The organism is Chryseobacterium joostei (assembly GCF_003815775.1).
In the GTDB taxonomy this organism is placed as follows: domain Bacteria; phylum Bacteroidota; class Bacteroidia; order Flavobacteriales; family Weeksellaceae; genus Chryseobacterium; species Chryseobacterium joostei.
Genome location: NZ_CP033926.1, coordinates 3394753 through 3415622, shown reverse-complemented (window position 1 = coordinate 3415622; position 20870 = coordinate 3394753). Strand labels below are relative to the sequence as shown.

The 20870-nt window shown below is 36.9% G+C and carries 20 protein-coding genes; 11 read left to right on the top strand and 9 right to left on the bottom strand.

What is annotated here, in order from left to right:
* Window positions 1-59 precede the first annotated feature (59 nt).
* From EG359_RS15595 to fabF, 3 genes are all read left to right on the top strand, one after another.
* The gene (locus EG359_RS15595; protein WP_076353070.1) at window positions 60-665 is read left to right on the top strand and encodes a TetR/AcrR family transcriptional regulator; all 606 of its coding nucleotides are present in this window, start codon (window positions 60-62) and stop codon (window positions 663-665) included.
* 10 nt (window positions 666-675) lie between these two features.
* Entirely contained in the window at window positions 676-1944 is a 1269-nt protein-coding gene (locus tag EG359_RS15590) for an acetyl-CoA C-acetyltransferase (protein ID WP_076353069.1), read from the top strand.
* Between the two features lie 205 nt (window positions 1945-2149).
* Window positions 2150-3391, top strand: a complete 1242-nt coding sequence (gene fabF / locus EG359_RS15585; RefSeq protein WP_076353068.1) for a beta-ketoacyl-ACP synthase II — start codon at window positions 2150-2152, stop codon at window positions 3389-3391.
* Window positions 3392-3564: 173 nt separating this feature from the next.
* Here the strand turns inward: fabF and EG359_RS15580 are convergent, their stop codons facing one another.
* The 3 genes from EG359_RS15580 to msrB all read right to left on the bottom strand — a co-directional run bounded on the left by EG359_RS15580 (window position 3565) and on the right by msrB (window position 5353).
* Window positions 3565-4320, bottom strand: coding sequence for a murein L,D-transpeptidase catalytic domain family protein (locus EG359_RS15580; RefSeq protein WP_076353067.1), 756 nt, complete (start codon window positions 4318-4320; stop codon window positions 3565-3567).
* A gap of 98 nt (window positions 4321-4418) precedes the next feature.
* Window positions 4419-4805 carry a DUF7079 family protein gene (locus EG359_RS15575; protein ID WP_076353066.1) on the bottom strand — a complete coding sequence of 129 codons (387 nt, stop codon included), beginning with the start codon at window positions 4803-4805 and terminating at the stop codon, window positions 4419-4421.
* Between the two features lie 20 nt (window positions 4806-4825).
* Entirely contained in the window at window positions 4826-5353 is a 528-nt protein-coding gene (msrB, locus tag EG359_RS15570; RefSeq protein WP_076353065.1) for a peptide-methionine (R)-S-oxide reductase MsrB, read from the bottom strand.
* Window positions 5354-5473: 120 nt separating this feature from the next.
* On the opposite strand from msrB, the gene EG359_RS15565 reads away from it, so the two are divergent.
* Window positions 5474-6718 (top strand): DUF445 domain-containing protein, encoded by a 1245-nt coding sequence (locus tag EG359_RS15565; protein WP_076353064.1) that lies wholly within the window; start codon window positions 5474-5476, stop codon window positions 6716-6718.
* Window positions 6719-6736: 18 nt separating this feature from the next.
* Complete coding sequence (locus EG359_RS15560) at window positions 6737-7624, top strand: hypothetical protein (RefSeq protein WP_076353063.1); 888 nt, start codon at window positions 6737-6739, stop codon at window positions 7622-7624.
* Between the two features lie 35 nt (window positions 7625-7659).
* Here the strand turns inward: EG359_RS15560 and EG359_RS15555 are convergent, their stop codons facing one another.
* Window positions 7660-8697 carry a quinone-dependent dihydroorotate dehydrogenase gene (locus EG359_RS15555; protein WP_076353062.1) on the bottom strand — a complete coding sequence of 346 codons (1038 nt, stop codon included), beginning with the start codon at window positions 8695-8697 and terminating at the stop codon, window positions 7660-7662.
* A gap of 114 nt (window positions 8698-8811) precedes the next feature.
* A complete protein-coding gene (locus EG359_RS15550) occupies window positions 8812-9507 on the bottom strand; it encodes a pseudouridine synthase (RefSeq protein ID WP_076353061.1) in 696 nt (231 codons plus the stop codon).
* A gap of 221 nt (window positions 9508-9728) precedes the next feature.
* On the opposite strand from EG359_RS15550, the gene EG359_RS15545 reads away from it, so the two are divergent.
* The 4 genes from EG359_RS15545 (at window position 9729) to EG359_RS15530 (ending at window position 14702) form a co-directional block, all read left to right on the top strand.
* Window positions 9729-11270, top strand: coding sequence for a glycine--tRNA ligase (locus EG359_RS15545; protein WP_076353060.1), 1542 nt, complete (start codon window positions 9729-9731; stop codon window positions 11268-11270).
* A 109-nt stretch (window positions 11271-11379) separates the two neighbouring features.
* Window positions 11380-12513: a serine hydrolase domain-containing protein gene (locus EG359_RS15540; protein ID WP_084180354.1), complete on the top strand. Its 1134-nt coding sequence runs from the start codon at window positions 11380-11382 to the stop codon at window positions 12511-12513.
* A 5-nt stretch (window positions 12514-12518) separates the two neighbouring features.
* Window positions 12519-13130: a YdeI/OmpD-associated family protein gene (locus tag EG359_RS15535; RefSeq protein ID WP_076353059.1), complete on the top strand. Its 612-nt coding sequence runs from the start codon at window positions 12519-12521 to the stop codon at window positions 13128-13130.
* Window positions 13131-13142: 12 nt separating this feature from the next.
* On the top strand, window positions 13143-14702 hold the full coding sequence (locus EG359_RS15530) for a tetratricopeptide repeat protein (RefSeq protein ID WP_076353058.1): 1560 nt from the start codon (window positions 13143-13145) through the stop codon (window positions 14700-14702).
* Between the two features lies 1 nt (window position 14703).
* Here EG359_RS15530 and EG359_RS15525 read toward each other — a convergent pair whose 3' ends face one another.
* The 4 genes from EG359_RS15525 to EG359_RS15510 all read right to left on the bottom strand — a co-directional run bounded on the left by EG359_RS15525 (window position 14704) and on the right by EG359_RS15510 (window position 18813).
* Window positions 14704-15615, bottom strand: coding sequence for a hypothetical protein (locus EG359_RS15525; protein ID WP_123867414.1), 912 nt, complete (start codon window positions 15613-15615; stop codon window positions 14704-14706).
* Window positions 15616-15626: 11 nt separating this feature from the next.
* Window positions 15627-16439 carry a hypothetical protein gene (locus EG359_RS23010; RefSeq protein WP_076353056.1) on the bottom strand — a complete coding sequence of 271 codons (813 nt, stop codon included), beginning with the start codon at window positions 16437-16439 and terminating at the stop codon, window positions 15627-15629.
* 11 nt (window positions 16440-16450) lie between these two features.
* Window positions 16451-17311 carry a complement C1q domain-containing protein gene (locus EG359_RS15515; RefSeq protein ID WP_076353055.1) on the bottom strand — a complete coding sequence of 287 codons (861 nt, stop codon included), beginning with the start codon at window positions 17309-17311 and terminating at the stop codon, window positions 16451-16453.
* A 230-nt stretch (window positions 17312-17541) separates the two neighbouring features.
* Window positions 17542-18813 (bottom strand): Y-family DNA polymerase, encoded by a 1272-nt coding sequence (locus tag EG359_RS15510; RefSeq protein WP_076353054.1) that lies wholly within the window; start codon window positions 18811-18813, stop codon window positions 17542-17544.
* Window positions 18814-19072: 259 nt separating this feature from the next.
* On the opposite strand from EG359_RS15510, the gene EG359_RS15505 reads away from it, so the two are divergent.
* Together EG359_RS15505 and EG359_RS15500 are read left to right on the top strand one after the other, a co-directional pair.
* A complete protein-coding gene (locus tag EG359_RS15505) occupies window positions 19073-19573 on the top strand; it encodes a M15 family metallopeptidase (protein ID WP_076353053.1) in 501 nt (166 codons plus the stop codon).
* A 182-nt stretch (window positions 19574-19755) separates the two neighbouring features.
* Window positions 19756-20793, top strand: coding sequence for a patatin-like phospholipase family protein (locus EG359_RS15500; protein ID WP_076353052.1), 1038 nt, complete (start codon window positions 19756-19758; stop codon window positions 20791-20793).
* Window positions 20794-20870 lie beyond the last annotated feature (77 nt).

Here is a 20870-nt window from a genome sequence, read left to right as displayed (position 1 = left end):
AAACAAAATATACCAAGTGGTATATTTTTGTATATTTGCATTAAAATTAGATACTTAAAATGTCAAAGGCAGAAAAGACAAAGCAATTTATCATCGAGAAAACCGCAACTTTATTCAATACAAAAGGCTATATTTCCACATCATTGTCAGATATTACTCAGGCAACAGGGCTTACCAAGGGTAGCATTTATGGAAACTTTGAGAATAAGGATCAGGTGGCTATTGAGGTGTATAAGTACAATGCAGGCCTTTTAAGCAAAATAATGAGTCATTCTCTTGGAGATCAATATTCAACTTCAAAGGAAAAACTTCATGCCTTTGTCGATTTTTACAGGAAAAACTGGCGCTCTGTATTCTCAAATGGCGGATGCCCATTGATGAATGCGGCAACAGAAGCAGATGATTCATTTCCGGCTCTGAAAAAGCATGTCCAAATGTCTTTCTCATTATGGACAGAAAAAATTACAAAAGTGATCATTCAGGGACAAAAAAATGGTGAATTGAATACATTGATGAATGCAGAAGAATATGCATCTCTATTTGTTATGCTGATCGAGGGAGGCATTTTACTCTCCAAGACTATGGATGATGAAAAATACCTGAATCAAGCTTTGGATAAGATCAAAAGAATGATCGATCATGAATTAACTATTCTTCCATCATAAATTTCAAAATATGGAAACAAAAAAAGTGGCAATTGTAGGATACAATAGAATCCCATTTGCCAGAATGAATACAGCCTATTCAGAAAAAGGGAATCAGGATCTCTTGCTCGTAGCTATTAATGGCTTGATAGACCGTCACCAGCTCAAAGGGAAATTACTTGGAGAGGTTGCAGGCGGAGCAGTTATTAAACATATTTCTGAGAGTAACCTCATCAGAGAAACGGTAATGAATACCTCACTAGATCCTGCCACACCAGCCTGTGATCTTCAGCAAGCCTGCGATACGGGTATTGAGGCAGCCATTTACATTGGAAACAAAATTGCATTGGGACAGATAGAAAGCGGAATCGCCTGTGGCGTAGAAGCGATGAGCAATATTCCTTTTGAATCTTCACCCCGATTAAGAAAAGCCCTCTTGAATGTCAACAAGGAAAAATCTGCATTTGGAAAATTAAAGTACTTGCTAAGTCCCAGACTGAAAGACTGGATGCCTATTCCTTACAAAGGACAGGAACCCAAGACAGGTTTGGTAATGGGAGGACATACTGAGATTACGGCTAAATATTATAAAATTTCAAGAGAAGATCAGGATGAACTTGCCTTTAAAAGCCACCAAAATATGGCAAAAGCATATGATGAGGGATTTTTTGATGATATGATCACGCCGGCATTTGGTTTAGAGAAAGACAACAATCTACGCCGTGACACCAGCCTTGAAAAGCTATCTCAATTAAAACCGGCCTTTGATAAACAGAACGGAACTTTAACCGCCGGAAACTCCACTCCATTTACCGATGGGGCTTCTGCTGTTTTGCTGGCAAGTGAGGATTGGGCAAAAGCAAATAACTTACCTATTCTGGCTTATATTACATTCTCAGAACTGGCAGGAATAGAATATGTGGAGAATCAGCAAAATCTATTACTCGCACCTGTTTTCGCCGCTGAAAGAATGTTGAAGAAAGCCAATATGAATCTGGGAGACTTTGATTACTACGAAATTCATGAAGCCTTTGCCGCACAGGTCTTAGCCACCATCAAAATCTGGGAAAATGATGATCTTGCGAAGCAGTTCGGATTGGAAAAAGCTCTTGGAAAAATTGACAGAAATAAACTGAACGTAAAAGGAGGCAGCCTTGCAGCAGCTCATCCTTTTGCAGCAACGGGTGGTAGAATCATCGCAACATTAGCGAAACTTCTGAATGAAAAAGGCAATGGAAAAGGATTTATTTCGATCTGTGCCGCTCGAGGTCAAGGAGTAACCATGATCATAGAAAAGTAGTTTACAATAATAAAAGTACTCTCTTTTATCTAAAATTATTTCGTTATGCTATAAATAATATGTCTAATTATTCGTCTGTAGCGAAAGAAAAATGATAATATTGCAAACGAAAACCCAAATGATAAAAGAAAGAAGTGAAAATGAAGCATGGGTAAATCGGGTTTACCACATGAAAATCTAATCTGTTTAAAATTAATAACTAAATATGAAAAGAGTTGTCATTACAGGCTTGGGAGCAGTGACTCCCCTGGGAAATAATGTCGAAGATTTTTGGCAAAACAGTATTAACGGAGCTAGCGGAGCAGGGTTAATTACTCATTTCGATTCAGAAAAGTTTAAGGTACACTTTGCCTGTGAGGTAAAAGGTTTTGACCCAAAGGTACACCTTACCCACAATGAAATTAAAAGAAGTGATCTTTTTACACAATATGCAATGTACGCTTCTGCGGAGGCATTAAAAGATTCCGGTCTGGAGCTTGAAAATATGGACCCATTTGACACAGGTGTGATCTGGGGAACAGGACAAGGCGGAATGTGGACTTTTGAAAAGGAGGTAATGGATTTCGCACAAGGAGATGGAACACCACGCTTTAATCCGTTTTTTGTACCTAAGTTTATTGCCAACATGGCTTCCGGAATGATTTCCATGAAATATGGGCTTCAGGGAATCAATTATACAACAGTTTCGGCTTGTGCAACAGGAAATACAGCAATAATGGACGCCTTCAATTACATCCGTCTTGGAAAGGCTAAAGTAATCGTAAGTGGTGGCTCTGAAGCTGCTATTACCCCTGCATCTATTGGAGGATTCTCTATTATGAAGGCAATGTCTACAAGAAATGATGATGTTACCACAGCCAGCCGTCCTTATGATGCAGAAAGAGACGGATTTGTAATGGGTGAAGGAGCGGGAGCTTTAATTCTGGAAGAGTATGAACACGCAAAAGCAAGAGGGGCAAAAATCTATGCTGAATTAGCGGGAGCAGCCATGACGGCAGATGCCTATCACATGACAGCACCTCATCCTGACGGTATTGGGGCCATTAAAGCAATGCAGATCGCTGTAAAAGAAGCCGGTGTGAACATGGAAGATATAGATTATATTAATCCACATGCCACTTCAACACCACTGGGAGATCTGGTTGAATTAAAAGCAATTAACAATGCTTTTAAAGGAAGTAAAAACCTTGATATTAGTGCTACAAAGTCTATGACCGGGCACCTATTGGGCGCTGCCGGAGCTGTTGAAGCTATTCTTTCCATTAAGGCTATTCAAAATGGTATTATTCCTCCTACTATTAATCTACATCATATTGATGAGAACATTCCGAAAGATATTAATATTGTTTTTGGGGAAGCAAAAGAGAAAGATATCAATTTTGCACTGAGTAATGCCTTTGGCTTTGGAGGGCATAATGCCACTTTAGTATTCAAGAAGTTCAGATAATCCTGAAATAAAGATAATTTGTAATCCCCGTGTTTCCGCACAGGGATTTTTTATTTTTCCTTACCGATGCTGTGGATACTATAAGATTTGTAACTTGAAATTTCTTTGTAATGACAAAGTTTATGAATTATCTGACAAATAAAAAAGCAGTCAAATCTGACCGCTTTTCATACTTATGATTTTAACCATTCCGAAGAGGAAAGATAATTCTGATCAGGATAATAAATAAATAGTAAATTTCTTCCTTTTATTGTATTGATCATAGATTGTGTCAGCTCCCTTGGTATTGCCGGACATCCCCAGCTTCTTCCGATTCTTTTGTGTGTAGCTGCAAATTCATCGCTTACATAATCTGCACCATGCATTACAATTGCTCTTCTATAGGCTGCATCATTAAATCCTTTATCCATTCCCAGTAACTTCAGTGAATATCCGTTATCACCCTGATAGGTTGCATCTGTGATATAAAATCCCATGCTGCTCTGCCGCGAACTTTCCGTGTTAGAAAAATTCGTAGCAAATTCTTCGCCTGTATTTTTTCCGTGGGCAACCAATGAGTTGAATACTACTTTTTTGTCATCAAGGTCTATTACCCAAAGTCTTTTCATATTGGAAGACATAGAAAAATCGCAGATAGTCAATAAATGCGAGTCCTTGGTAAGCAATCCGGCTTTCTTTAGATTTTCAAATCCTGTTAATGCCTTAGAGAATACTTCGTAGTTCAGTTCGTGTTCAGGTTCAAATATAATTGAATTGTATAATGCTTCTGACGAAGATACAACAGCTGCATTCTTCTCAGATTTCGTGTCAGTTACTCTTTCAGTTTTTGTCGTGATTACATTTTCATTCTTTACCGCCGTTCTTGGAGAAAGATAGAATGATGTCGTCACCATGTAAATAAGGCCTAATACGCCATAAAATCCATTCATTCAATAATATATTAATTCCAAATTAGTGGAGCAAAATTATAAAAACATAATTACCAGCCAGTTATAACTCCACAAAGTTTAACTCAATTTAAGAAACTTTAACGGTGACTTTCTCCATCTATCTGATTATAAATCTCTTCTATTCTTTTCCAATAACTCCTATTTATCTTACCATAGAAAAGATAAATACATTTAACAGCGAAAATATCCAGCTTACTTCTTGTTTCGATCCATTTCATAATATTTTTAACCAATATCGGCTCATTAAACCCTGCCCATTCTCCTGCCGGGCTTAATAGATTTGAAAAGAGGACCGGAAAAACTTCATATTGGTCAATTCGTTTTATTTCATCAAAAGTAAAAGAGCTTTCAAAGAGAATTTTTGCCATATACGTGAAATCTGACTCCTGAAGCTCAGTATCAAGATAGAGTTCTGACAGAGCGACCCAGACTTGTTTTCTGTTTTCCAGACTCTCCTCTCCCATAGTAAATGGATAATATGATTTTATTGTTGTGAGTCCGAAACAAATTCCAGACTTACGGAATTCATGCAATATCTTAATCCGGTAGGCTTTGGACCATCATCAAAAACATGTCCCAAATGAGAATCGCATCTTTTACAAAGAACTTCTACCCTCTCCATTCCGTAGGTTTGATCTCTTTTGTAATACACCCCTTCCTTATCCGCTTCAAAGAAACTTGGCCAACCACAGCTGCTAGCAAATTTTGAAGTGGAACGGAATAAATGGTTTCCACAAACGGCACAATAGTAATCTCCTACCTCATCGAATTCATTATACTTTCCTGTAAATGCTCTTTCTGTTGCGGCTTCTCTCGCAATAGCATAAAGATCGGGAGCCAGAATTTTCTTCCATTCGTCATTGGAGATATTCAGCTTTGTAGTATCGGTTCTTGAATAGTATGGATTGTTTTTTGCTTCTGTATTTTCCATAGAAGTGGTTTTAATGGGTTGTTGTTTCTGCGTACATCCCTGCAGAAAAATTAATATAATGATTGAAACTAAGAATTTCATCGTAAATTTTAACTCTTAAAGTTGAACTGCAAGATTTAAAAACATTTAGGTTACCTAAAGTGTTTAAAGCTTTTATAAAGATTAAACAGTTTCATAACCAAATTTAGTAAATTTGAGAATATGAATGACGAAGCAAAAAGAAAACAGCTTAGAAAATATAAGGCTTTTGCCACAGGTCTATTTGTTCTGATGGCCCTTATTTTCATTGTTACAACCATATTACAGAAGTCCAATCCCTCTCATTGGGTTGGTTATGTACGCGCTTTTGCTGAAGCAGCCATGGTAGGTGCCCTAGCCGATTGGTTTGCTGTAACAGCTCTGTTTCGCCATCCATTAGGCTTGCCCATTCCTCATACGAATCTGATTGAAAACAGTAAACAAAGATTAGGGGATAATCTGGGTAGCTTCGTTGTCAGTAATTTTCTTTCGCCTCAGAATATACGTCCCTACATTCAAAAGATAAAGATTTCCAACTTTGTAGGCGAGTGGCTTGGAAAGCAAAAAAATCAGAATATTCTTGTCAAAAATCTCGCAGATATTGTTCTTGACATCCTCAATAAACTTGATGACTCTACAGTAAGCCAGTTTATCAGTAAAAAAGTATCTGATATGACTGATGACATTAAGCTCAATAAAGTGGTAGGAAACGGAATCCATTATATTCTGGAAAAGAATGATCATCAGAGAATCATTACCAACCTGTCTAAACAGATCAAGGAGTATATTATTGAAAATGATGAAATGATTCAGGATCGGGTAAAGAAAGGAAGTTACTCGTTCATTCCATCCTTTGTTGATAATAAAATTGCAGATAAAATTACAGATGGCTTATCTGATTTCTTTAGGGAAATTGAAGAAAATCAGGAACATGAAGTAAGAGCATTAATCACTCAAAAAATTCATGAATTTTCTACAGACCTTAAGGAAGATCCAAAATGGGATGAAGAGTTCAAGACAATCAAAAATGGTCTTCTGAAGAATGATAAACTTGATGAATATTCCAATGACATTTGGGTTTCCATCAAGAAAACATTGATGAAAGAATTGCAGGAAGATCATTCGGCATTGAAAAACTATCTGTTGAATAACCTCAACGAGTTTTCACAAAACTTAAAGACAGATGAAAATCTTCAAAACAAGATTGATCACTGGGTTCGTGTAACAGCCTACAAATACATTCTGAAAAATACCCATCAATTCGGAAGTCTTATCAGTAATACCGTAGGAAACTGGCAGGGTAAGGAGCTAAGTGAAAAGCTGGAGCTGGAAGTAGGAAAAGATCTTCAGTTTATCCGTGTAAACGGTACATTGGTGGGAGGTCTGGTAGGGTTAATTATCTATACCATTGCCAACTTCTTCCTTTAAAAACACAGTCCCTTAACCATGAAAAAAATCCTTACGTTATTATTATCCCTCACCTTTACTATTCTTTTCTGTCAAAAAGTTGAATTAAGAAAGGTTACAGATTCTTCACAACTCTTCAAGGGAGAAATTGCAGGTGTTCCTATCACCATGCAGCTTCATTATGCCGGTATTGCAGATTGTAGCCTGTATCAGTATTTTGTGGAGGGCTGGTATTATTACGATAAGTATCAGAAGAAACTTCCTCTTACCGGAATTTATGATTATGGTAAACTGGCTTTATACAATTTCGGAACCAAGCATAAACAAAATTCGTCAAAGCTCAAAGAACAAATCACTTCACCGCAGAAAGTGGAAAAGATCGCTGAAATTGCACAAAACCTCAATCCAAAAGAATCCATCATATTTGGAGAAGATCAAACTAAGGATAATCCTATTTCAGGAAAATTTCATCTAGGAAATAAAGTGCTGCCAGCCCAATTATTCACCGGTAATGACATGATCTACCGATATAACAACTATCTGATCCTACCTAATAATAAAAAGATCAACACTTTTGACTTCATCAATCAACATGGTGGAAATGAATTGATTTCATATGTTTCCGGAGAAAAAGGAAATCGGGTTTTATTGTACTTTGAACATTCCTCGAATTTTAATGCCTGTGGAAGATGCGGAGCCAGTGAGGGAGAAAAAGGATATAGGATTCTCTATTTTACCAAAGACTGGAATTACAAACGATATGAGGAGTTCCTTACCGAAAGCTGTCTGGAAAATATATATGATACGGTTGAAACAAAATCAAAAGATGGAAAAATGATACAGCTTAAAGTGGGTAAATCCGATTCTTTACCAGCCCACACCCTTACCGTTGATGTGAAAAATGCTCTCATTGTAAAGTCAAAATAAAAAAAGAGTCCAAAAATGAACTCTTTTACTTTATCTTATCTAGGTAATCTGCTTGCTCTTTTCAAAAGCTCCTGATTAATTTCGTTAATCAATTCCGGGCCTTCGTAAATAAATCCGGTATACAGTTGAATTAAACTTGCACCCGCATCTAATTTTTCAATGGCATCCTTTGCAGAGTGAATCCCTCCTACTCCAATAATTGGAAATGCTCTGTTACTTTTATCGGAAAGGTACTTGATCATTTTTGTACTTCTTTCACGAATAGGCTTTCCACTTAGACCACCATTTCCTATTTGTTCCAAAACTTCCGATGAAGTTTTTAAACCCTCTCTGTTTACAGATGTATTGGAAACAATCACTCCATCAATTTTTGTTTCTGCAATAAGCTCAACAATTTCATCCAATTGATTGTTATTAAGATCTGGAGCAATTTTCAGTAATATAGGTTTCTGTACCGTTTTTGATTGGTTGATTTTTTTCACTTCTGTAATCAGCTCTCTCAGATATTCTACATCTTCCAGTTTAGCGTGGCTTCCCACATTCGGGCAGCTTACATTCAAGACAAAATAGTCTACATGAGGATGAAGACCTTCAAAACAGTCCAGATAATCCTGGGTATAGTTTTCAGGGCTTGTATTAGTGTTTTTTCCTATGTTTCCGCCGATGATTATTTTTCCTTTGTTGGATTTCAGCTTTTCAATAGCAGCTTCAAGTCCATCATTGTTGAATCCCATTCTGTTGATGATTCCGCCATCTTCAATAAGACGGAACAATCTCTTCCTAGGATTTCCTGCCTGGGCTTTTGGAGTTACCGTCCCGATTTCTACAAATCCGAAACCTAGGTCACCCAATTCATTAAATAAAACTGCATTTTTATCGAAACCAGCAGCCAATCCTACAGGATTTTTAAATTTTAATCCGAAAACTTCTCTTTCCAGGCGCTTGTCCTCAATGGGTTTAGGGAAAAATAATTTAGTAAGAAATCCAAAATTCTTGAGCACCGAAAAAGTAAAGTGATGAACATCTTCCGGGTCAAATTTGAAAAGAATAGGTCTGATGATGCTTTTGTACATTGAAAAAAAGTTTTACAAAATTACTCATTTTAAAATTAACCATCGATTTACCTATGATATTTTATCAAAATGTTTTATAAATACTATCTATAAAGTACATCTATGCAATAAGCATCAAGAATATGAACTTAAATCGAGGTTCAAAATATCTCCTACTCTTTTGAACTCTTCGTTTACCTTGGCATTCAGTGTTATTCTTTCGTTGGTAACAGGATGATCGAAGATTAATTGATGAGCGTGAAGCATCATTTTTTTCATATTAAAAGTTTCCAGCCAAAGTTTATTCTGTTTATTACATCCATAAGGACGACAGCCCAAAATGGGGTGTAAAATATGTTTAAAATGCTTTCTCAGCTGATGCATCCTACCTGTTTCCGGAATGGCTTCTACCAAACAGTATCGGGAAGTCTGATGTTTTCCAAAAGCTAAATCTATTTCTGAAGTCTGTAAACGATGATAATAGGTAATGGCATTCTGCTGAATTTCATCTTCATTAATCAAATCATAATCAATTGTTTCTTCCTCCTTCGTCCAGCCACGAACAATGACTAAATATTTTTTCTCAACTTTTCGTGTCGCAAATTGATCGTTCATCACTCTCAATGAATCTTTATCTAAAGTAAACAACAAGACACCAGAAGTTTTTCGGTCCAAACGATGCGCAGGATAAACATACTGCCCGATCTGATCTCTCAATTCCTGAATGGCGTAGGTATCCGCCTCTCCTGCATAGTAAGATTTATGAACCAATAATCCGCTTGGTTTATTGATGGCAATAAGATGTTCGTCCCGATAAAGAATTTCTAACATGGGGCAAAAATAGAAATTTTCAACCGATCTAGCCCTGATTGCAGCGACATCCTTTTTTGTGGTGGCCCAAGCAAAGTGAAAAAGATACAGCGGAAAGCAGGTTCCCGGCTCCTTAAAATAAAAATGTAAATTTTTGAACTTTTATTTACTGCTTTTTTTATGGAATTTCATGATTTTGGAATCCAAATTCATATTTTTGCACATCAGACGTTAAAAAAATTATGGCAAAGCAAGAAGATGTTTTCAAGAAAGTAATTTCTCACGCTAAAGAATATGGGTTTATTTTCCCATCAAGTGAGATCTATGATGGTTTATCCGCTGTTTATGATTATGGACAGAACGGTGCCGAATTAAAAAACAATATCAAACAATATTGGTGGAAAGCTATGGTACAGCTTAACGAAAATATTGTCGGCATTGACTCGGCGATCCTTATGCACCCAACAACATGGAAGGCATCAGGCCACGTAGACGCTTTCAACGATCCATTGATTGATAATAAAGATTCTAAGAAACGTTTCAGAGCAGACGTTTTGGTGGAAGATTATTGTGCTAAGATTGAAGATAAAGAGAATAAGGAGATTGAAAAAGCTGCGAAGAGATTCGGTGATGCTTTTGATAAAGATCAGTTTGTGGCTACCAATCCAAAAATTTTGGAATACAGAGCAAAAAGAGAGGCTATTCTTTCAAGACTGGCAAAATCTCTGGAAAATGAAGACCTTGCTGATGTAAAATCTTTAATTGAAGAATTAGAAATTGCAGATCCTGATACAGGTTCTAAAAACTGGACGGAAGTAAGACAGTTCAACCTGATGTTCGGAACAAAACTAGGGGCTTCTGCTGATTCTGCAATGGATCTTTACCTAAGACCTGAAACAGCACAGGGTATTTTTGTTAACTTCCTGAATGTACAGAAAACTTCACGTCACAAACTTCCTTTCGGTATTGCACAGATTGGTAAGGCATTTAGAAATGAGATTGTTGCAAGACAGTTTATCTTCAGAATGCGTGAATTTGAACAGATGGAAATGCAATTCTTCGTTGCTCCGGGAACAGAACTTGAATTCTACGAGCAATGGAAGCAGAAACGTCTGAACTGGCACTTAGCTTTAGGGTTAGGTAATGAAAATTACAGATTCCATGACCATGAAAAACTGGCTCACTATGCGAATGCAGCAGCAGATATTGAATTCAATTTCCCATTCGGATTTAAAGAATTGGAAGGAATTCACTCAAGAACGGATTTCGACTTAAAGGCTCACGAGGAGTTCTCAGGAAGAAAGCTTCAGTTCTTCGATCCTGAAAGAAACGAAAACTATGTTCCTTATGTAGTGGAAACTTCAGTAGGTTTAGACAGATTATTCCTTTCTATTTTCTCTCATTGTTTAAGAGATGAAGTATTGGAAGACGGTTCAGAAAGAACAGTATTATCTTTACCTCCTGCTATTGCTCCAATTAAAGCAGCAATCCTTCCATTGATGAAAAAAGATGGGCTTGCTGAGTATGCTGAGAAAATCTTCAATGACCTGAAATATGATTTCAACTTATTCTACGAAGAGAAAGATGCCATCGGAAAACGATACAGAAGACAGGATGCCATCGGTACTCCTTACTGTATTACCATTGACCACGACTCTCTAACGGATCATACAGTAACAATAAGAGACAGAGATACGATGAAGCAGGAAAGAGTTCCGGTTTCAGAGTTGAGAAGAATCATTGATGAGAAGACCAACTTCAGAAATTTACTTTCTAAAATATAGAATAAAAGCCTTGAGAAATCAGGGCTTTTTTATTTTCAGTACTTCTATCTTATTTTATTATTTTTAAGTCTCAAATTGTTTAAATTTGTTAGAGACCCATTGACGAAAAATGAGAATATTAAAGTACATGATAGGCGGGGCAGTAGCCGGAGCGGCAGCAGCTTACTTTTTGGGATACGATTATTTATTTAGTGGCATTTCCAAAACCTACCTTAAGGGAAAATCAAGTGCCTATATTGATGACGGAAACCTGTTTCCAAGCAATCCTATTGCTACAGAAGAGCCTAGACTATGGGAAGAAGATTCTGATTACAATAAAAAAGAATTACCTAAACATTTAGTCGAAGATTTAAAACATTCTAAAGCAGCCGCTTTTGTGGTAATAAGGAATGGGAAAATTCTTCATGAACAATATTGGGATGGTTATAATCAGCTTTCGCAAACCAATTCCTTTTCCATGGCCAAAGCTGTTACCGTTATGCTTTTAGGGAAAGCATTGGAAGAAAGGATCATTCATAATATTGACGAAAAGGTTTCTGACTTTTATGCTGAATTTAAGGAAAAATCATTTGGAAATACAGTCACTCTCAAAAATCTGGCTCAAATGGAAGCCGGTCTTGACTGGGATGAAAACTATAACAGTCCGTTTCTTCCTAACGCCAAAGCCTACTATGGAAAAAGTCTTGTAAAAGCTGTATTTTCAAGAAAATTCAAGGAAGTTCCGGGAACAAGATTTGAATATCAAAGCGGAGCGACACAACTTCTTGGCTTTGCTCTAAAAAAGGCTTTAAAGCAACCCTTGGCAACCTATTTATCTGAAAAATTCTGGGTTCCGCTGGGAATGGAACAAAATGCAAAATGGAGTACGGACAATTATGGAATGGAAAAAACATATTGCTGTATCCATTCTAATGCAAGGGACTTTGCAAAACTGGGCCAATTATTTCTGGATGATGGTAAGGTAGGTGATCAACAGATCCTTAATTCTGATTTTATTGAGCAGATGAGAACCCCTACAGAAAAATCTGAAAACATCTATGGAATGGGACTTTGGATTAATCACGACAATCCTATCAAACATTATTATTTTTTAGGTCTTCAGGGGCAGTATATCATTATGATTCCGGAGCACAATATGGTTATTGTAAAGACCGGAAGCTATGCTAATAATCCTAAAAATGACAGAGGAAGACCGGATCAGGTAAAATTCCTTGTCAATGAAACCATATCGTTATTTCAATAGAAAACATGGAAAAATACAGCTCAAAAATAGATTCTTACATTGAAAAATCACAGGATTTCGCGAAGCCTATTCTTCACTACATTCGGGAAACCGTTCATGAATACTGTCCAGATGCAGAGGAAGCCATGAAGTGGAGCTTTCCTCACTTTATCTACAAAGGGAAAAATCTTTGTGCAATGGCCTCTTTTAAGCAACATTGCACCTTTGGATTCTGGCTGGAGAAAGAGATGAAAACTATGCAGGAAATTACTCATGATATTGAAAAGAATTCCATGTTCAGTCTGGGAAAAATTACAAAAACGGAAGATCTCCCTTCAAAACCTCAGCTTAAAAAAGCGATCTTGGAAGCCATGGAACTTACGGATATGGGAGTTACCATGAAAAAAGCAGCCCCATCCAAAACAGAAATGGAGATTCCTGATTATTTTCAGGCAGCTTTAAACGATAATTCAAAGGCATTAGGTTTCTTTGAAAAAGCATCTCCCTCTTTCAGAAAGGAATACATCACGTGGCTTACTGAAGCTAAAACAGAAGCTACCAGAAACAAAAGAATGGAACAGGCTTTGGAATGGATTGAAGAGGGCAAGGGCAGAAACTGGAAGTACGAAAAAAAATAAACACAACACACAATGAAGAAAAAAATTACGTTCTTTTTCTTCCTCATTATTTCGACATATTCATTTTCTCAAACATTTGATTTTGAGAGACAGTATAAATATGCACGAGGACTTTCTTCAAAAAATCCGGACAGTTCAGAAATTGTTCTCAATACAATTATAGACTCCGCACAAAGAAGAAACTTGACAGAATATCTTGCCAAGGCTTATTATTTAAAGTCATACAACAGCTATTTAAGATCAGATGCAAAGAGCAGTCTTGACTTTTCCGAAAAAACACTGAAGACTTCCATACAAAATAATTATGCTATAGGAAAAGCCCTTGCCTACAGAATGCAGGGCACACAATATGCAAAGTTGGGACTTTTAGAAGAATCTTCTAGAAATCTACAAAAGGCATTGGCCGAAGTCAAAAATAATAATACAGATGAAGGACATGAACTGAAAGGAATGATTTATAATTCTTTTCTGATTCTCCTCAATGAAAATCAGTACAAGGAAAAAGAACTTTACTCCAAAAATGCTATTCAGGAATTCAGAAAGATCAAAAATATACCCCGGCGAAACGAACTATTGATCTCAGCCTATACCAATATGGGGTACAGTTTATCTGAGGTAAAAAAATTCAAGGAAGCAAAATCTTATTTTATACAGGCTCTCACCCTGATAGACGATAACAACCATTATCTTAAATCCAATATTCTTAATGATATCGGGTTTTCATTCTTTAAGCAAAATAAACCGGACAGTGCCGTTTTGTATTATCAGCAGGCATTGGCTATTGTCAATAAGTATGGTTTTAATGAAAAGAAAATAGAAGTTACAAAAAATCTTGAAACGGCCTATACCCAGCTTCACGACTCATCCAATATTCAAAAATATAAAGTTGAAAATCTAAAACTGAAAGACAGTATTTCCTACAACAAAGCAATAGCGATCAATAAAACACTTTCAAAAAAAGAGGAAAATTTTGACAAGGAACTTAACAAAAGTCATAGATTTTCAAAAGGGTTACTTATTGTTTGTCTTGTAATGGTTCTGATATTGGGTGCGGGTATTTTTAATAGTATTCGCCTTAGAAAAAAACATAAAGAAACAGTTGCCAGAATATATAGAGAAGGGGTTGCTCTTCCTGCCTATGAAGAGGATTCCAGTGAAGTTTCTGAGGAACCCCAGCCTCAACACAGCAATACTCGGGCGGAAGTAAAAATTTCCGCTGAAGCAGAAGAAAATATTTTAACGGGATTAAAAAACTTTGAAGAGAGTCTTCAATTTAACAGCAAGAATATTTCACGCTATAACCTAGCCAATACCCTTAATATAAATACGAAGTATCTTTCAGCGGTTATAAGAAAGCATAAGAACCTCAACTTCAATCAGTATATCAATCATCTTAGGATCAACTATATTGTAAATCAACTAAAAAATGACCCGCAATATCGAAAATACAAGATTAATCACCTTGCTGAAATTACGGGTTATTCTTCTCACAGCGCCTTTTCCATTGAGTTTAAAAGAATCACAGGACTACATCCGTCAGCCTTTATTAAAACTCTTGGAGAGGTTACATAAATTACTGCTCTGCAATGGTAAGGTTGTTATACCCGCCCGTATTATTTAATGAAAAATTGGCAGTATTTGAATTATTTAAGTTAAACCAGATATAAGGCATTAGTCTTTGTCCTGTAGTCATATAGAATGATGCCGTACAGTTACTTCCTGCATCAATATTGGTTAAACTATTCGAAGACATTGTATTCACACACTTTACTGTATTTACAATATTGGTGACGAGCAATCCTGTTGTATTATCATACAGTTGCCAGATCGCCTCTATCTGAATCGGATTTAAAACATCCGTAGTATAATTAATGGCAAGCGGTGCAAGATCTGTAGTGAAAGAAGCTACATAAACCCCATTTCTGGGTGCTGTAAAAACTCCTGTAGATGCATTAAAGCTTGTACCGGAATTACTTTCAAAGGTCTTTGCCCAATCTACCAGATAATTACTGGCTCTGTTTTGCAAACCTGCATTTACTGTAGGTATGGCGGGAGTACCCAGTTTTACATTATTATTGGTCTTGGCTGCAATCACAATGATCTTATTATTTGTCGGCTGTGCTGTAAGTAATGGCAGCCACTCTTTTCCGTTGGAGTATTCCATTCCATTATTATAACGGACAGCCCCCTCGTCTGCTGCTGCTGCCGTCAGTGAAGATGTTCCAAAGCCAACAGCACCATTTCCAGAGTTTCTGGCATCTACTTTTACAGCAGGACTATGAGTACCCACTCCTACTCTTCCGTCGCTATTAATCAGGATATCATTACTTTGTTGAACAGGAGTAAAAAGTGTTCCCGAAACGGGATTATCCGCCTTTCCATCAATATGCAAAATGCCTTGTGGATTTGGAGTATTGATTCCAACTTGTGAAAATGCACAATTGAAACCTAATGTCATCAAAATCAGTAAACAGTTCTTTTTCATCATTAATTTTTTTATAATCCGAAAATACTTAAAGAAGTAAGGGTTGCATCTGCATCCAGAGTTTTTGTGCTGCCTAGTTTTTGGTTCAGGCTTACCGTAATATTATCTCCTTTGATGAGGTTAAAGATTCCTGAACAGTTTCCGGCAATACGATTCCCAATGGTATTATTTCCTGGATAGCTCCCTACGCACTTGAAAACCGTATTGGTAGCAGTAGAAGTAGAATTTGTCTGAATCAGGGTTTCATACCGTGAGTCGTTTGCCACACTTCCGGAAGCCAATGAAAATACAAAAGAGACAACATAAACCCCTGTTTTTGAAGCGATAAATGTTCCGGTTCCCGCATTAAAGCTGCTGTTCACATCAGTTTTCTTCGTCCAGCCCTTAATAGTAGTCTGTGTGCTATTGCTAAAGCTTTGCCCAGATGCATTTTCAGCGTCTACAAAGTCATTTGAAGCCTTGTGAGCCAGGGTAACCCAAGATGTACCATTAGAATAACTTAGGTCTTGGGTGCCAGAATTATACCTCACCGCTCCTGATTTTGCTGCGGTTGCAGTCTGGGAAGTCCCTCCAACACCAATTGCATTTACATTTTCCTTTGATCTTAAGTCCAGCCTTGTTTTAGGAGATTTTGTTCCCACTCCCATATTACCGCTAGAAGTTATCACTACATCATCATAATAAGTAGAGGGTACTGAAGCAGAAGTATTTTTTTGTCCGTCCACATGAAGCACCCTTTCAGGCGAGGTTGTATTTATACCTACCTGTGCGTTAATCTCTAAACCTCCGAAAATGATTAGGATGGGTATTAATTTTTTTATCATATCAAAATGTGTTATTGTTCTAATATTGAAATATTTACAAAGCCATAGTCATTACTTGAAGACGAAGTGTTTGTTCGTAAACTCAAACTTCCGTTGTACACTGACTGATAGATTTGTGGTTGAAGCGTATCTCCTTTGTTCAGTTGCACTCCTGCAACGCATGAGCCTGCTACCTGAGCCTGTTTTGAAATATTGGAAAATGATTTTACACACTTCTTAACAGTAGCATTTCCGTTCACTACATATCTCGCTTCAGAAAAATATCCGGATTCAATAGGGATTCTCACAAAATCATACGTAAAGGATACCAGATAAACTCCTGTTCTTGGTGCTGTAAAAGTTCCTGTGGCCGGGGTAAAATCGCCTGTAGGATCGGTAATTTCGTTCCATCCCAGAATGCCTGTAGAAACTTGATAAGGAATTTTAATGGCAAAACTAGCGGCCTCTATATTAGCCACTACAACAGCTTTGGTAGGAGTAGAAATAAGATCCTGCCACACTACTCCATCTGAATATTGCATTTTCCCACCATTTAAGGGATTATATCTTACAGCCCCACCTCCTGCTACAGAAGCAGCTTGGGAAGTCTCACCAATACCAATCGAATTATCCGTATTATCAGTGGAGCGGGCATCTATCTTTACTGCCGGAGACAATGTTCCTATTCCCATCTCACCAGAAGAAGTAATCACCATATCATTGGCAGCCTGTACAGAGGTTATATTTCCAGATGCAGGGTTATCTTTCCCCCCATCCACATGGAGCATTGCCTGAGGATTAGCTGTATTAATTCCTACCTGTGCGTTTGTAAAATTAAAAGAAAGACATCCTGAGACCAGAATCCCCTTTACCAGATAATTTAAATTTTTCATGTAATTTGTGGTTTTAAAATGTGTAGAATTTCTGTTTCAAAGATAAATCCAAAAGGATGTCTTACACAATAGCCCCACAAGCTAAAAACAATAAAAAACCCTGATTTAAAGCAAGTTAACACATTGTTTTACAATATCAAAATTCGGTATTTTGATATATTTAAAGAAATAAAGCCCTATTTTTTTCAGAATTTTTGAAAGGATGGTTTCTCAATACAAATCTTGAACTCCTAATGGAACCTAAAGTTAGCTTCAGGTAAAGTATTATTTTTTAAGAAAGCTTCATATTCAGGAGACAGCTGCGTACGGCCAAAAGTATTCTCACCGCTCATACTTCCCAGACGCACTTTATCTTTCCCGTATTTTCTGTTCATGGCGTCCATTGCTTTCATCACAGGAAGATGTTGATTTTGGGTATCTTCTTCGAAAAGACTGATCTGTCTTTGATCTTCAGGAACAAAGTCATTTACCATAACGCCGGCCCTTTTATAATGAAACCCATCCTTGTAGATGGCTTCAAACAGTTCATTTACAACTCTTCCTATTAAAATGGAGGAATTGGTGGGATTGGGAAGAATTTGGGTCATTCCATTTCTATATTCAGGAAGATCTTTTCTAAACCTATTGGTTTGTACAAACACCGTTATCATCCTGCAACAGGTATTTTGCCTGCGTAGCCTTTCCGAACAATACATTCCAAAGGTTTCTATGCGCTCTCGGATGTCTTCCTTATTTGTAAGCATTTGCATAAAGCTTCGGGTAACGGCAATAGACTTTTTGGGTGATGGAGCATCTAATTCCAGCTGACGAATTCCTTTCAACTCATTGATCATTCTTATTCCATGAATTCCCATTATTTTTCTAACCCAAGCTTCCGGTTTCTGAAGAAGATCCCATGCCTTATAAACCCCACTGTCATTCATCTTTACAGCCAGCTTTCTACCTATTCCCCATACATCACCTATATTAAGCCATTTCAAAGCTTTTTCAATTTTCTCAGGAGTATCCATGATATAAACCCCATTAAATTGTTCCGGAAAATCCTTTACAATTCTATTGGCAACCTTACACAAGGTTTTACTAGGTGCAACTCCTATGCTTACAGGAATGTTTTCTTTTTCATCAATTTCTTCCTTAATTTTAAAACAATAATCATAAATATCAATGTACTTAAACCCCGTTAAATCGAGAAAAAGTTCATCAATACTATACACCTCATAATCCAAAACATAAGAGCTGGCAATATTAATAACTTGCTGGCTTTTGTAATTATACAGCTCAAATTTCGCTGAAAAGCTTTTTACATCATGCTGCTTGAAAAGCTCCTTGTATTTGAAGGCCGGGGCAGCCATGGGAATACCCAGGTCTTTCGCTTCCTTACTTCGGGATACAACACATCCGTCGTTGTTGGAAAGAACCACAACGGGTTTGCCCTCAAGTGCAGGATCCAGAGTCCTTTCACAGGAAACAAAAAAATTATTACAATCTACCAGTGCATACATGATGTATCTTGAATTATCTATGCAAAATTATTGTTTTTAAAGAACAAAATAATCTTTTAAGCCGGAATTAACATTAGATTTAACACACTGAAAAACAAATGAATGATATTTTTAAATACGACATATTTTGTCGCATTATCATTATAGTTTTGTTTTCAAAAACATTTTTCTATACTTCTATTTTTCTTTCCGTTTTTAATTAAAACACGTCAATTTTTGTCGCTTTCCCCTACTAATTTTGCTTTAAAAGATAAAGATTATGGACAAAGTAACATCAGAAAGAATTCAGAAACTTCACCCGCTGGTAAGAGATGAAGTGAAACAAATTATCAAGGAGTGTGACGAAGCTCTTACCGGAAGAGCCAAAATAAGAATCACCCAAGGATTAAGGTCTTTTGAGGAACAGGAAAAGCTCTATGCCATAGGAAGAATTACTTCCGGGAAAAAGGTGACCAATGCCAAAGCCGGACAAAGTATTCATAACTATGGGCTTGCTATAGATATTTGCCTGATGATTGACGGAAAAACCGCAAGTTGGGATACGGTAAAAGACTGGGATAATGATAAAATTGCCGACTGGGACGAATGTGTAAAGGTTTTTGCCAGACATGGTTGGGATTGGGGCGGAAACTGGAAAACATTCAAAGACCTTCCCCACTTTGAAAAAAAGAGTATTTCATCGAAAAAAGGACATATAAAAATTAGCTGGAGAAAGCTTTTAAAGATGCCAAAAGATGAACAAAATTATGTCATTTTTTAATTGAAATTAATTAAAACACGACAAGTTCTGTCGCTTCTCCGTCCTATCTTTGATTTACAAGAAAACAACTAAAAAGGCAATGAAATTCAGGCATTAAGCTCAATAACAGATTTGGTAAACAGCTAATTTCCTAATTAAAATTTGTCTGTATTCTTCAAAAAAAAAACAATTAAAAATATCACATGAAAAAGACAACCATTCTTTCTTTGGACGGAGGCGGAATAAGAGGAATTATTACCTGTATTATTCTACGCTACATAGAAGAACAGCTCCAGTATTATGATAAACCAAGTGCCAAGCTTGGGGATTATTTTGATTTGGTAGCAGGCAGCAGCACAGGAGGTCTGATTGCATCTATTATTCTTTGTCCTGATGAAGTTCGTAAAGCAAAATATTCCATTCAGAAAGGTTTGGAATTGTATGCTGAAAAGGGCGGTGATATCTTCCAGGTTTCCTTTTGGGAAAAACTGGTTAATCCATTTGGATTGTTGAATGAGAGGATTTCGCAGGAAGCGCTTCAGAAAAACCTAAATGACTTTTTTGGAAATTTAGAATTAAAGGAATTAATAAAACCATGTTTAATAACAAGTTATGATATAGAGAACAGACGTGCAAAGCTTTTCAATTCCTGGGAAGCTCATCTTAGCACAGATAATTTTTACGTAAAAGATGTTTGCAGAGCCACATCAGCAGCACCCACCTATTTTAGTCCTGTGCAGATTAAATCTATGTACGGACAAATCTTCAGCTTGATTGATGGGGGTATGTTTGCAAACAACCCTGCTCTTTGTGCTTATGCAGAGGCTAGAAAAATCCCTTTTGCTGAGGTTTTAAAAAACCATCAGAAAGCCAACCATCCGGGAGTTAATGATATGATTATCATTTCTATCGGAACAGGAATTGAAGCCCGCCCTTATTCTTTTAAAAGACTGGAAAAGGCCGGGAAAATAGGCTGGGTAAATCCTATCATTGATATCTTAATGTCTGCCAACGCAGAAACGGTGGATTATCAGCTGGGTCAGATGTTTCAGACCTTAGGATTGAGAAACCAGAAAAACTATTACCGCCTCAATCCATCCTTGAAAAATGCCTCTCCCGCTATGGATAATGTAAGACGCTCTAATATTGAAAACCTGATACAGGCAGGATTAAGCTATATTGATGATAACAGAGAAACATTGAATCAAATTGTTCAGAAGCTCATCAAAAACAAAATATAAGTTTTTAAGCTTATAAATACCCAATATAAGCTAAAAAGATTATATCATTACCTAGAAAAATATTTTTTTAATACGTC

Coding starts and splice junctions, on each gene's coding strand:
- EG359_RS15560 (WP_076353063.1), top strand. CDS start 6,737: ATGAAAAAAATCCTTACGTTATTATTATCCCTCACCTTTACTATTCTT.
- EG359_RS15535 (WP_076353059.1), top strand. CDS start 12,519: ATGGAAAAATACAGCTCAAAAATAGATTCTTACATTGAAAAATCACAG.
- EG359_RS15545 (WP_076353060.1), top strand. CDS start 9,729: ATGGCAAAGCAAGAAGATGTTTTCAAGAAAGTAATTTCTCACGCTAAA.
- EG359_RS15590 (WP_076353069.1), top strand. CDS start 676: ATGGAAACAAAAAAAGTGGCAATTGTAGGATACAATAGAATCCCATTT.
- EG359_RS15550 (WP_076353061.1), bottom strand. CDS start 9,507: ATGTTAGAAATTCTTTATCGGGACGAACATCTTATTGCCATCAATAAA.
- EG359_RS15525 (WP_123867414.1), bottom strand. CDS start 15,615: ATGAAAAAGAACTGTTTACTGATTTTGATGACATTAGGTTTCAATTGT.
- EG359_RS15575 (WP_076353066.1), bottom strand. CDS start 4,805: ATGGGAGAGGAGAGTCTGGAAAACAGAAAACAAGTCTGGGTCGCTCTG.
- EG359_RS15580 (WP_076353067.1), bottom strand. CDS start 4,320: ATGAATGGATTTTATGGCGTATTAGGCCTTATTTACATGGTGACGACA.
- fabF (WP_076353068.1), top strand. CDS start 2,150: ATGAAAAGAGTTGTCATTACAGGCTTGGGAGCAGTGACTCCCCTGGGA.
- EG359_RS15540 (WP_084180354.1), top strand. CDS start 11,380: ATGAGAATATTAAAGTACATGATAGGCGGGGCAGTAGCCGGAGCGGCA.
- EG359_RS15555 (WP_076353062.1), bottom strand. CDS start 8,697: ATGTACAAAAGCATCATCAGACCTATTCTTTTCAAATTTGACCCGGAA.
- EG359_RS23010 (WP_076353056.1), bottom strand. CDS start 16,439: ATGATAAAAAAATTAATACCCATCCTAATCATTTTCGGAGGTTTAGAG.
- EG359_RS15530 (WP_076353058.1), top strand. CDS start 13,143: ATGAAGAAAAAAATTACGTTCTTTTTCTTCCTCATTATTTCGACATAT.
- EG359_RS15510 (WP_076353054.1), bottom strand. CDS start 18,813: ATGTATGCACTGGTAGATTGTAATAATTTTTTTGTTTCCTGTGAAAGG.
- EG359_RS15505 (WP_076353053.1), top strand. CDS start 19,073: ATGGACAAAGTAACATCAGAAAGAATTCAGAAACTTCACCCGCTGGTA.
- msrB (WP_076353065.1), bottom strand. CDS start 5,353: ATGAAATTCTTAGTTTCAATCATTATATTAATTTTTCTGCAGGGATGT.
- EG359_RS15595 (WP_076353070.1), top strand. CDS start 60: ATGTCAAAGGCAGAAAAGACAAAGCAATTTATCATCGAGAAAACCGCA.
- EG359_RS15565 (WP_076353064.1), top strand. CDS start 5,474: ATGAATGACGAAGCAAAAAGAAAACAGCTTAGAAAATATAAGGCTTTT.
- EG359_RS15500 (WP_076353052.1), top strand. CDS start 19,756: ATGAAAAAGACAACCATTCTTTCTTTGGACGGAGGCGGAATAAGAGGA.
- EG359_RS15515 (WP_076353055.1), bottom strand. CDS start 17,311: ATGAAAAATTTAAATTATCTGGTAAAGGGGATTCTGGTCTCAGGATGT.